The 12,838-nt window shown below is 47.8% G+C and carries 10 protein-coding genes; all 10 read right to left on the bottom strand.

The window, feature by feature from the left end:
- On the bottom strand, nucleotides 1-951 hold the full coding sequence (locus C1710_RS06270) for a DHH family phosphoesterase (protein ID WP_102281132.1): 951 nt from the start codon (nucleotides 949-951) through the stop codon (nucleotides 1-3).
- Between the two features lie 117 nt (nucleotides 952-1,068).
- On the bottom strand, nucleotides 1,069-1,470 hold the full coding sequence (yajC, locus tag C1710_RS06265; protein WP_102281130.1) for a preprotein translocase subunit YajC: 402 nt from the start codon (nucleotides 1,468-1,470) through the stop codon (nucleotides 1,069-1,071).
- 105 nt (nucleotides 1,471-1,575) lie between these two features.
- Entirely contained in the window at nucleotides 1,576-2,598 is a 1,023-nt protein-coding gene (gene ruvB / locus C1710_RS06260; protein WP_102281128.1) for a Holliday junction branch migration DNA helicase RuvB, read from the bottom strand.
- Nucleotides 2,599-2,621: 23 nt separating this feature from the next.
- Complete coding sequence (gene ruvA, locus C1710_RS06255) at nucleotides 2,622-3,215, bottom strand: Holliday junction branch migration protein RuvA (RefSeq protein ID WP_102281125.1); 594 nt, start codon at nucleotides 3,213-3,215, stop codon at nucleotides 2,622-2,624.
- Between the two features lie 105 nt (nucleotides 3,216-3,320).
- On the bottom strand, nucleotides 3,321-5,297 hold the full coding sequence (mutL, locus tag C1710_RS06250) for a DNA mismatch repair endonuclease MutL (protein ID WP_102281123.1): 1,977 nt from the start codon (nucleotides 5,295-5,297) through the stop codon (nucleotides 3,321-3,323).
- Nucleotides 5,298-5,308: 11 nt separating this feature from the next.
- Entirely contained in the window at nucleotides 5,309-7,951 is a 2,643-nt protein-coding gene (mutS, locus tag C1710_RS06245) for a DNA mismatch repair protein MutS (RefSeq protein ID WP_235857982.1), read from the bottom strand.
- Nucleotides 7,952-8,012: 61 nt separating this feature from the next.
- Nucleotides 8,013-9,572 (bottom strand): ribonuclease Y, encoded by a 1,560-nt coding sequence (gene rny, locus C1710_RS06240; protein ID WP_102281120.1) that lies wholly within the window; start codon nucleotides 9,570-9,572, stop codon nucleotides 8,013-8,015.
- A 166-nt stretch (nucleotides 9,573-9,738) separates the two neighbouring features.
- Nucleotides 9,739-10,809 (bottom strand): recombinase RecA, encoded by a 1,071-nt coding sequence (gene recA, locus C1710_RS06235; RefSeq protein ID WP_102281118.1) that lies wholly within the window; start codon nucleotides 10,807-10,809, stop codon nucleotides 9,739-9,741.
- A gap of 89 nt (nucleotides 10,810-10,898) precedes the next feature.
- On the bottom strand, nucleotides 10,899-12,143 hold the full coding sequence (locus C1710_RS06230; protein WP_102281117.1) for a competence/damage-inducible protein A: 1,245 nt from the start codon (nucleotides 12,141-12,143) through the stop codon (nucleotides 10,899-10,901).
- An 85-nt stretch (nucleotides 12,144-12,228) separates the two neighbouring features.
- On the bottom strand, nucleotides 12,229-12,795 hold the full coding sequence (locus C1710_RS06225; RefSeq protein WP_102281115.1) for a phosphoribosyltransferase family protein: 567 nt from the start codon (nucleotides 12,793-12,795) through the stop codon (nucleotides 12,229-12,231).
- Nucleotides 12,796-12,838 lie beyond the last annotated feature (43 nt).

The raw sequence follows: 12,838 nt of genomic DNA, 5'->3' as shown, positions 1-12,838 counted from the left end.
TTACTTCAGCTGCTGGCTAACTAGTTGATCCAGCTCGCTGACAATCTGTTGAGTCTCTGCTTTATTGGCAGCCTTAGCACCACTGGCCATTGGGTGCCCACCGCCGTGATGCTTCTTGGCCACACCGTTAATGGAAGGACCCTTAGAACGTAAACGAACCCGGAAACGGCCGTCTTCTTGTTGGACAAAGATCACCCAGGCCACCACATTAGCAATTTTGCCTGGCAGGGGAACCACTGCGGAAGTTTCTGCTTCAGTGAGTTGTAACTGGTTCAGCGTTTCTTTATCCAGGGTCACATAAGCGATACCGTGATCCGTAATCGCCAAGTGTTGGTAGACGAATGCTGACAACTTTGCTAGCGGCAACGTGATTTCGTCTTCTCGCCGGCAAATAGCTGCAGCGTCAGCCCCGGCAGCCATCAAGGCCCCCGCAACTAACATTGTTTGCGGTGTTGTTGCCGGGTACATAAAACGTCCAGTGTCACCGACAATTCCAGCAAATAATGCATTGGCTGCCTGCTGTGGCAGTTTGAGCTGCTTGGCAAAACGTTGATAGAAACGGTAAATCATCTCCGAACACGAAGAAGCCTGGTCATCAACCCATGACAAGTCACCATAAGGTTCATCATCCGGATGGTGGTCAATCTTAATCAGCATGTCCCCCATATTAAAACGCCGGTCATCAACTCGCGGCGCATTAGCCGTATCTGTGACAACCACCAAGGCATCGTCATATAGTGAGTTATCAATCTCATCCATTTGACCAATCCAGTCAAACTCAGGGATATCTTTGCCCACCACAAAAATTTCCTTGTAAGGGAATGACGACCGTAAGATTTCTGCCAACCCCACCTGTGAACCGATAGCATCCGGATCAGGACGTTGGTGTCGGTGGATGATGATCCGGCTGTATTTTTTGATTGCGTTCATTATGCTATTATAATTTTCCATCATCTACTCCTCCGTTCATTCATACTACTAGTATAACAAGTTGATAAAAAGAGTGCCGCTTGAAACCACTATGGCTCCAGGGGCACTCTTTGGTCATCTGAATGATGAACAACCAGCTTAGGACTTGGCCTCATCATTTTTGTCTTCTTTTTCTTCTTTAGCTTCATCGTTTGCCGAAGCAGCCTTTTCGTCGTCAGTTGAAGCCGCTGCCGGCTTTTCAGCAACGTGTTGTTCCTGCTCTTCACTAGTAGACTGGGCAGTCACCCGCATGATAGCTCCTAAATCAAAGGTCAGGTAAATGCCATCACAATCCAGCGTAACAGTCTTCTTTGCTTCGTTAAGGTCGTAGACGACACCATGGAGACGGCTGATCGTCACCACGTGGTCACCTTTCTTGAGCTTGCTCATCATTGACTGGTGAGCCTTCCGTTGCTTTTGTTGCGGCCGGATCATGAAAAAGTACATGAAGATAACCATCAGGACGATTAGGCCCAAACTTGATAAAGTGTTGTTATTCAAAACGTGACATCCTCTCAAAAATAAAGATTAATCAATACTAACGATGAATATTTTAACAGAAAATGCAGCGTAAAAACAGTTATCTCCCTAATTTAACCAGCAGAGTTAATGCTTATCCTCTGGTAATGGTAAGTGGAGGTGCTCATAAGCTGCCTTCGTCACTACCCGCCCGCGCGGCGTCCGGCTGAGGTAACCAATTTGTAACAAGTACGGTTCATACATTTCTTCAATCGTGTTGGTTTCCTCACCAATGTTTGCAGCAATCGTCTTGAGACCCACCGGCCCGCCATGGTAGTAGTTAATCATTGTCGTTAACATCTTACGGTCAGTCCCATCTAAGCCGCGGGAGTCAACCCGCAATAACTGTAAAGCCTGTTTAACGCTTGCCGTATCGATTGTGGACTTTCCCGCAACCTGAGCAAAATCACGAACCCGTTTCAGCAAACGATTTGCAATCCGGGGCGTCCCACGCGAACGCAGTGCTAACTCGTGGGCACCATCTTCATCAATTGTTGTCTTAAAAATTTTGGCTGAACGAAAGACAATCTGCTGTAATTCATTTTCCGTGTAATAGTTCATGTGCATGACAATACCAAAGCGGTCCCTCAACGGAGCCGATAAAATTCCTGCACGGGTTGTCGCCCCAATGAGGGTAAATGGCGGTAGTGGGAAGTGGATCGGGTGAGCAGTCGGCCCCTCACCAACCACGATATCAATATAGTAATCCTCCATCGCCGAATACAACATTTCCTCGACAACCTTCGGCAAGCGGTGAATTTCATCAATGAAAAGAACGTCCCCCGGTTGTAATTCGTTTAACAGGGCAACTAGGTCTCCCGTCTTCTCAATAGCTGGTCCACTCGTCGTTTTAATATTGACTCCCATTTCATGGGCAATCACCATCGCTAAAGTGGTTTTCCCCAGTCCTGGTGGTCCGTAAAGCAAAACGTGGTCCAGCGCCTCATCTCGTTCCCGCGCCGCCTTAATATAAATTTCCAGCTCGTGTTTCAACTGATTTTGGCCAATATATTCAGCCAGTGTTTGTGGTCGCAGTTGGGGCTCAAACTGCTCTTCTTGTGTGTCTTCTGTATCACCTGACAGAAGCTGGTGCTGCTTGTTTTCTGCCATCTGCGTCCTCCTTCTTCATTATCCTAATTCAGCAAGTGAAGTCCTTCCCGGAGGTATTCATCGGTAGTCTTGCCGGGTTCCTGAGCCAATTGCTTTTTCAGTTTGCCAATTACCCGTTCCTGATACCCTAGTGCCTTTAATGCTGCTAATGCATCGTCAAGCGCTGGATCAGTTTGCAAATCAGCCGGCGTAGTTGTTATCTGTTCAGTTAGCGATAACTGCCGCACCTTTCCTTGTAAGTCGAGGATGATCTGGCCAGCAGTCTTTTTACCAATTCCCGGGAACTTAGTTAAGTACGAAACGTCATTGTTGGCAATGGCATCAATCAGTCCCTGATGGTCTGGAATAGCCAAAATAGCCAGCGCACTTTTGGGCCCAATACCTGAAACAGCTAACAACTGCAAAAATAGCTGTTTTTCTGCTTCATCCACCAAACCATACAGTGAGATATCACTATCACTGACTGCCTGATAAATATAAACAGTGACAGGGTGCTGCCGGTCCACTTGGTAGTGGTAAGGGTTAGGACAGTGAACTTGATAGCCGACCCCCTGAACATCAATGACAATGTAATTCGGCTTAACTGCGGTAATCAAACCGGTTAAATATTCGTACATGTTCTCACTACTTCCTCGTTTAAGCTATTAATTAGTTTAACATAAAACGCTTGTTCCCCACCATCAAACAATTAAGCGGGCTGGTTATACCAACCCGCTTAAAAATTAATCATTGCCGTGCTCATCAAATTCATCGGCGTATGGAACGTGTGAATCCTGAATTCGTTTAAACATTTTTTCGAGGTCGTTATCCGTGAAGTGAATTGTTACCGGTCGTCCGTGTGGACAGTTAAATGGGTTCTGACATTGACGCAAATGAGCCAAGAGCGCGCGGGCCTGTTGTTCATCCAGGTGGTGATTGGCCTTGATTGCCCGTTTACAGCTCATCATGGCTGCCGTCTTAATACGAAACTGCTCTAAATTCAACTTCTCGCCACGTAGTACCCAGGAAATCATCTCCCGAGCAGTCGCCTCTTCCTGTCCTTCCACAAACCAAGTCGGGTGGGCAGCGAGCATGAAGCTATTTTGACCAAACTGTTCTAATTGCAACCCCACCTGGTGCAGGAGTGGCAGGCGGTCAATAATCTTGAGTGCCTCCGCCGTGGGATAAGTTAGCACCAGCGGTGTCAGAAAGGTTTGTTGATCAGCACTAACGTCAGCGATTTCCTTGCGATAACGTTCGAAATTAATTCGTTCCTGCGCCGCGTGCTGGTCGACAATGTAGAGACCATCAGATGCTTGTGCTAGCAAAAAGGTGCCTTGAAGTTGACCAATGTATTCCAACTGTGGAAAACGGTCACTGGTCTCGTCACCCTGATCGCTAATCCCCAGCGATTGCTGCTCAGCCTTCGCTGGTGAAACATGGGGGGCAGGCTGACTAACGCTATTATCGCCAAAAATACCGGAAAGATGCTCATACTGATAACGCTTATCAAACTCTTTGACATCGGCATTTTCAAGATCCTTTTGCTGGTGGATGACGACCGGATTGTCTACAAAGCTATCCGTTGCATCAGCATTGGCCGGATTAGTTGCTGACTGCTGACGGTGAGTTGACACTACCGGTGTTGCATTAAACCGTGGTTGCTCTTCACTAACCTTACTCTCGTCTTTCGACAGCAAGTTTGTTGCTTCTTCACCCACATCAGGAACCAGGTTAACTTGACTGAGAGAACGGTTGACGCCCGCTTCAATCAGTGCCGTTAACTGCTCCTCCTTACTAAGCCGAACTTCGCGCTTTGCCGGGTGAACATTCACGTCTACCAGTCGTGGATCAAGGTCAACGTTGATCACGGCTACCGGGTAACGCCCCACCATCAACTTAGAACGATAACCGGCTGTTACCGCTTTAGTCAGCGCAAAATTACGAACGTAACGGTGGTTAATGGTTAAGGTAATGTACTGACGACTAGCCCGGGTTAAATCCGGGAGTGAAATGTAGCCACTCACTTGAAAATCATCATCGGCGGCCTTGAGCGGGATCATCTCTCTCCCCACTTTTACACCGTAAATGGCCGCGATTACCTGGGGGAGGTTGCCGTTACCAGCCGACCGGAATAATTCTCTTTGGTCGTGAGTAAAGCTAATCGCCACTTCGGGATGTGCCAGCGCTAGGCGGTTGACAATATCAACAATTCGACTTAGTTCCGTATGCGGTGTTTTTAAATACTTCAAACGCGCAGGGGTATTGTAGAACAAGTCACGAACAGTAATATCCGTTCCCCGGCGAGCACCTGCAGGTCTTTTGCTAAGCTCTTCGCCACCACGCAAATGATAATCGACACCGGCCTGGTGTTCAACCGCGGTTACCATCTCAACATCTGCAACCGAGGCAATGCTGGGGAGCGCCTCACCACGAAATCCCATCGTGGAAACGGCAAACAGGTCCTGACGTGAACTGATTTTCGAGGTAGCATGACGCAAGAACGCTCGCGGCACATCATCCGCGGCAATACCGACACCATTATCAATCACCCGGATACTCTTTAACCCTGCATTAGCCGCAATCACATCGATCCGCGTACTATGGGCATCCAGTGAGTTTTCGACCAGCTCCTTAACGATGGATGCCGGCCGTTCAATCACCTCACCAGCGGAAATCTGGTCAGCGAGGACTGGGGTTAACTGGTGAATAATTCCCATCATTAATCACCTCACTTTAGTTGCTGCTGCCACTGGTAAATTTTATTCATCACGTCCATCGGTGTCATCGACATTAAGTTCAGGTCCCTCAGTTGTTCAATGATCTTCTGGTCAGGGCCTTCTGGCTTTTTTGTTGCCAGCTTAAACAACTCTAACTGTCCATTGTCTTCGGCTGATAAGGACGCTTGCTCGTCTCCTTGACCCGCCTCTTTGGTTTTTGGTTGTTCACTTTGCGCTGCTCCGGCGGCGACAATTGCTGAATCTGTCGTTCCCCGTTGCTCTAGCTGGCTCAAGATTGCAGTCGCCCGCTTCAGCAAGTCTTCAGGCATGCCTGCGAGTTTGGCAACGTGAATCCCGTAAGACTTATCAGCAGGGCCATCTTGAATCTGGTGTAAGAAGACCAGCTCGCCATTTTCTTCAGTGGCGCCCACGTGGATATTCCTTAGCTGCGGCAATGTTTGGTCGAGGGCTGTTAACTCGTGATAGTGAGTTGAGAAAAGCGTTTTCGCATGGACTCTGTTATGAACGTACTCAATAATTGCTTGCGCCAGGGCCATCCCGTCATAAGTTGCCGTTCCCCGACCAATTTCGTCGAACAAAATCAACGAGTTAGCTGTCGCGTGTTCAAGAGCGTGGTTGGCTTCCATCATTTCCACCATGAAGGTACTTTCACCGGAAATAAGGTCATCAGCAGCCCCGATCCGGGTAAAAATCTGGTCAAAAATTGGTAACAAAGCCTTTGTTGCCGGAACAAAACACCCCATCTGGGCCATGACGACGGTTAAAGCAATTTGCCGCATATAGGTACTTTTCCCCGACATGTTAGGTCCCGTAATGAGGAGAATTTCCGTTTGGGGATTCATCTTCACGTCGTTTGGTACGTATTCTTGGTGGCCAAGCACCTTTTCAACGACCGGGTGCCGGCCGTCTACAACGTCGATACTGCGCTCTTTAGTAAAGGTGGGCCGGACAAAGTGGTACTTTTCACTGACGACCGCAAAACTCTGCAAAACGTCTAATTCTGAGACCGCCTTCGCTAGTTTTTGCAAACGCGGAATTTGTTGTTTGATCTGGTCACGAACCTTAACAAACAAGTCGTACTCTAACGCAACCGACTTTTCCTGGGCACCTAAAATCAGTGATTCTTTTTCTTTTAGTTCCGGAGTTGCAAAACGTTCTGAATTAACCAAAGTTTGCTTCCGTTCATAACGGTCTGCTGGTAACTTGGCCAAGTTGGCCTTTGTCACTTCAATGTAGTAACCAAAAACGTGGTTATAACCGATCTTCAAGTTACTAATCCCGGTTGCCTGACGTTCCTTGGCCTGTAAATCAGCAATCCATTGTTTACCGTTAGCCATTGCATCACGGTACTGGTCAAGTTGATTGTTATAACCATCCTTAATCACCCCGCCTTCCGTAACAGCAATTGGCGGCTCATCCTTGATGGCCGTATCAATTAACTGGGTAACATCATTCAGGGGGTCCAGTTGACGGTTAAGGTCGTCGAATGCTGGTGAATCCAGTGTTTCCAAAACATACTTAATCTTGGGAATTTGTTGCAGCGATGTTTTAAGCTGAACCAAGTCACGACCGTTGACACTCCCGTAAGCAATCCGCCCCGCTAATCGTTCGAGGTCATAAACTTCGGTCAGTTCATCCTGTAAGTTGTTTCGTTCAAAATAATGGTCTAGTAGCTCTGCAACTTTGTCCTGACGGCGGCTAATCTGGTCAACATTCATCAGCGGCCGATCAAGCCACCGTTTTAGCAGCCGGCTCCCCATAGCGGTCTTTGTTTCGTCCAATAGCCAGGCCAGGGTCCCGCGGTGCTTGCCACTACGCATGTTAGTAATTAATTCAAGGTTGGTTTTCGAATAATGATCGAGTTTAAGGTAGGCACTGGGGCGGTAAGCAACCGCCTGCTGAAGGTGATCAAGCGACCGTTTTTGCGTGGTAATCAGGTAACTAATTAACAATTCCACAACGTATTGCTGGTGTTCATCCGGAATAAGCTGTACCAGGTGACTCATGTCATGGTACTCATCCACCTTAGCCTGGTGTGAAATCATCACGTTTAACCTAGTTAACTGTGTCTGTACCTTTTGTGCGAGTGAATCATCAGTCACCACTTCACGGCTCTGCAAGTTAATTAATTCATCCATTACACTTGCCTGATCGTCAACGGTCGTCACCTTAATTTCGCCCGTTGACAGGTCGGTATAAGCCAGATCAAAGTGTGACCCGCGTTGAACAACGGCTGCTAAGTAGTTATTATTTTTCGCAGCATCGCCTGTGAGATCCATCTGGGTGCCGGGAGTGACTAAACGAGTAACCGCCCGTTTTACCATCCCCTTAGCTTGCCGGGGATCTTCCATTTGGTCACAAATAGCCACCTTGTAGCCCTTGTCAATTAATATATCGATATAATTTTCAACCGCTTTATGCGGAACCCCACACATCGGCGTTGGGTGGGCTACCGCCTTGCTCCGGTGTGTCAGGGTCAGCTCCAGCAGTTGTGAGCCCTTAATCGCATCATCATTAAACAGCTCGTAAAAGTCCCCAATCCGGTAAAACAAGAAAGCATCCGGATACTGATCCTTAATCTGCTGATACTGTTTCATCATCGGTGTCAGTTTTGCCAAAAATCTCTCTCCCATCTAAAAAGCATAAAAAGGGTCGTGATGAGTGATCACGATCCCCTTTTCAGAAACTTTCCCGCTACTTTGCATAGTCAGTGGCCCGCACTTCACGGATAACCGTGACCTTAATATGGCCAGGATACTCAAGTTGTTGTTCAATCTCGTGCTTAATGTCATGCGACAAGGCCACCGCTTGGAGGTCCGAAACCTTCTTAGGTTTAACAATGACCCGTACTTCGCGGCCAGCCTGGATAGCATAACTATGATCAACACCGTGATGACGGTTGGCAATCTCTTCCAGCTTTTTCAGTCGCTGAATGTATTGTTCCAAAGATTCACTTCGTGCTCCTGGTCGAGCACCAGAAATAGCATCCGCAGCTTGTACCAGCACCGCAATAACCGACTTTGCTGGTTCATCTCCATGGTGAGAAGCAATCGTATTGATAACCACTGGGTCTTCCTTGTACTTACGAGTTAGCTCAACACCAAGTTCCACATGAGAACCATCAACTTCGTGATCAATAGCCTTGCCAATATCGTGAAGTAAGCCAGCGCGCTTGGCCATAGTGACGTCCTCACCGAGTTCGGCAGCCATAATGCCTGCCAGCTTAGCCACTTCGATTGAGTGCGTAAGTACATTTTGTCCGTAAGAGGTCCGGTACTTCATCCGACCAACCGTCTTAATAAGGTCCGGGTGCATAGAATGCAATCCCAGGTCAAAGATGGCTTCTTCACCCACTTCGCGGAGTTTGGCATCCATTTCGTCACGCGCTTTTTCAACGGCATCCTCAATCCTGGCAGGATGAATCCGCCCATCGGCAATCAACTTTTCAAGTGCCATCTTGGCAATTTCGCGACGAACAGGGTCGAAACCAGACAACACAACCGCTTGGGGCGTATCGTCAATAATCAAGTCGATCCCGGTAAGGGTTTCAAGCGTTCTAATATTACGCCCTTCACGACCGATAATCCGCCCCTTCATTTCTTCATTCGGTAAGTTAACAACCGAGACGGTGGCTTCGGTGACCGTATCAGCAGCGGAACGTTGAATAGCCTGCACAATCAAGCTCTTTGCCTGACGATCAGCAGTTAGCTGTGCTTCCTGTTCGCTATCCCTAATCATCACAGCCCGTTCAGTCGTCAGCTGGTCCTTGAGCTGGTTAAGCAAGAGTTCCTTTGCTTGCTCTTGAGTCATCTTGGCAACTTGTTGTAACTCCTCAGCCCGTTGCTGAACTAACTCGTCAGCCTTTTTCTGGGATAACCGTAATTTTTCTTCCCGCCGATCTAAGCGGTGTTCGCGGTCTGTGACCGTATTTTCTCGATTTTCAAGGGAACTATCCTTACGATCAAGAGACGTCTCTCGTTGTAGCAGCCGCTCCTCTTGCTTCTGCACTTCGTCACGACGACTCTTTAGTTCGCTTTCTACCTGTTCACGATACTGGTGAGCTTCATCCTTTGCTTCCACAATCGCTTCTTTTTTGGCAGCAGCGGCGTCTCTTTTCGCTTGGTTAATGATTCCCTCGGCACTATTTTGTGCATTTTCAATGTTGTGTTGGTGCACAGCATTGAAAATGGCATAACCAACAACGACGCCGATAATCAACGCCGCAATGCCTATCAGGATGCCGACAGAATTCATTATGACACCTCCATCATTGCTATTTTTTTAATAAATTATTGCTAAATTGGCGATTTTACTTTTAAAACCACACTGGTTAATTTTAAGCGCGTCTTCGTGGAGTGTCAATCAACAAAGATTAGCTGCAAAAGAAAAAACGATTGCCAGCGGCAATCGTTTGGTGTCACTACTTGTTTTTAGATGCTTGTTCCAGTGTCTCTTGCTGTGGTTCGCCGGTACCCTTTTTATCATCACCAGCACCCGGCGCTGGTTGCATACCATAGGCCACGCGCACCTTATTAAGTAGTTCACTGTATGACTCGGGATGATCGGCCAGCCATTTCTTAGCGTTCTCGCGCCCTTGACCAATTCGTTCCTTACCATATGAATACCATGCACCGGACTTTTTAACCATGTCCTTTTCAACAGCCATATCCAACAACTCACCGGTCTTGGAAATGCCCTTACCGTACATGATATCAACTTCAGCCCGCTTAAAAGGCGGCGCCACCTTGTTCTTAACAACCTTGATTTTAGCCCGGTTCCCAATCAAATTGGACCCATTTTTCAGCTGCTCACCACGCCGAATTTCCAAGCGGATTGTGGAGTAAAACTTAAGGGCACGACCACCAGGTGTTGTTTCAGGGTTCCCAAACATTACGCCAACCTTTTCACGGATCTGATTGATGAAGACGGCAATCGTCTTGGTCTTATTGATTTCACCAGAAAGCTTCCGCAGGGCTTGGGACATTAACCGTGCTTGCAGACCAACATGAGTGTCTCCCATTTCACCATCAATTTCCGCTTGGGGAACTAAAGCAGCAACAGAATCAATTACGACAATATCAATTGCACCTGATGCGATTAACGCGTCGGCAATTTCCAAGCCTTCTTCACCAGTATCTGGTTGTGATAACAAAAGGTCATCAATATTAACTCCCAGGGCTTGTGCATACTGTGGATCAAGGGCGTTTTCGGCGTCAATGTATGCAGCAGTGCCCCCTTCGCACTGAACCTCAGCCACCGCATGCAGCGCCACTGTCGTCTTCCCGGAACTTTCTGGGCCATACATTTCAATAATTCGACCGCGGGGGTAACCACCAACACCTAATGCTTCATCAATTGCTAATGAGCCGCTAGAAACGGTCGCAATTCTCGTATCGGCCGCGTCACCCATTCGCATAATGGAACCTTTACCAAAGTTCTTTTCGATTTTACGCAGGGCAGCATCAAGGGCCGCTTTTCGTTGATCAGCCAACTTGTCTCCTCCTTTATTTGACAGTTTCTCCTTAAATAATGATATCAGTTCTTATCTAAATTACAAGCGGGCTGCGAACAATTGTTCGTTTATTTTTGCAGATGATCATACAGCATCATTAGTGCTAACTGGGCACTATTTAACCTGATAGCTTGCCGGCCACTATGCGCGTCTAAGTGAAGACACCTTGTTCTCGTTGGTTCTCCCTTGATAGATAATCCCAGCCAGACGGTTCCTGCAGGTTGACCGTCTAATTCGTCAGGTCCGGCCACTCCAGTCAGTCCTAGTCCAAAATCAGCCCCCACCTTCTGACGGCAGCCATCCGCCATCGCTCCGGCAGTTTCTGAACTGACAACACCATACTTATCAATCACTTCTGCTTGAATCCCAAGCATTGCCGCTTTTTGGGCCGGTGCATACGTTACAAACCCACCATCAAAGACGGCCGAAGCACCCGGTACTGAACAAATCAGACTCTGGACAAGGCCGCCGGTAAGGCTCTCAGCGGCCGTCACGTGAAGATGTCTTTGTTTTAACAAACTAACAACTTCTCCAGCTAATGTAATTTGACCATCACCAAAGTATCCTTCCGGTTGCGCCGCTAAAATTGTCTGCCTGGTTGTCTGAAGTCGTGCATCAGCTTCTTGCTGGCTAGCTGCTGTCGTTGTCAACCGAACCTGGATCTCCCCCGGTTGAACATAAGAGGTTGCCACTACTGCTGAATTTTTCGCTAGTGCAGCATTAATCGTCGTCATTAGTTGTGATTCAGGAACGCCAACATAGTGCATGATTAAGTCAGCTACCAGCTGCTGACCTGGTATTAGTTGCCGAAGTCGTGGCAGTACCTCCTGATCAACCATTGCTCGAAATTCACGTGGCGGTCCTGGTAAGACAACCACCGTTTTCTCCCCCTGTTGCCACCAGCTTCCAACCGCTAAGCCGACTGGGTTTGTCAGTGAAGCCCCTCCCGCGAGAAAGCAGGCTTGGACAATATTGCTTTTCACCATCTTCTGGTGGCGGTTTTTAAACTCCTGCTTAATCCACCGCCAATGCCGTTCATCGATTGCCAGGTGGGTTCCCAGGGCGGCAGCCGTGGCGGACAAAGTATTATCATCTGTCGTCGGCCCCAAACCACCGCAAACAAAGACCGTCTTAACACGCGATAATGCATTCTGAACTGCAGTACAAATATGTTGTGGGGCGTCATCCGTCGTTGTTTGCCAGCGAGCAACGATTCCCTGTTGACGCATTCGATCCGCTAAAAAGCGAGCGTTGGTGTTATCAATTTCCCCCAAAATGATTTCCTCACCCACGGTGATTATCTCTGCTTCCATCAATGACTCCCCCTAATTCATATATACGCAAAATTCATCCTCGAACTACTATTCAAAATAAAAAAGCGGTGAAACCCGCCTGCTCTTATTCCTTCGGTGTTCCATCGTTGTTAAATAATGGCAAGTGCGCCAAGTAAGTAATGTCATTGCGAACCGCGGTCGGTCCTTCGGCAATTATTGCCAGTCGAGAAACGACTGTCGCTCCAGCGTGTTTCAAAGCCAGCTCACTCGCTGCCATGGTACTACCAGTATTGATAACATCATCAACGAGCATTATTTTCTTGCCCTTTACTCGTTGTGCGTCGCGCCCATCCAGGACCAGTTTTTTACCACTAGTGATAATGGAACTAACTGGTACTGCCAGCGGGTTTGTCATGTAGTCTTTTACTTCCTTACGAATGACAATTGAGCGGGAACGGTCCGCCAAAAGACTCAAGTCATGAGCCAATGGAACCCCATTGCTTTCTACTGTTGCAATGTAGTCAAAGTTGTGTAAATCAATTTTTTTGGCAAGCATCCGTGCCGCCGTGCGAGCCATTTGATCATCACCCAGCAGCATAAAATTAGCAATCATTGTGTCTTTATTAAGTTTGACCAGCGAAAGTTGTCGAGTTAATGCACCAACCTTTAACGTATAAAACCTTTTCATCATCAGGACACCCTTCCTGCTTAACAAGACACCAACACTATATCTT

The sequence above is a fragment of the [Lactobacillus] timonensis genome, assembly GCF_900240275.1.
In the GTDB taxonomy this organism is placed as follows: domain Bacteria; phylum Bacillota; class Bacilli; order Lactobacillales; family Lactobacillaceae; genus Limosilactobacillus; species Limosilactobacillus timonensis.
This window is presented reverse-complemented; position numbering and strand designations above follow the sequence as displayed.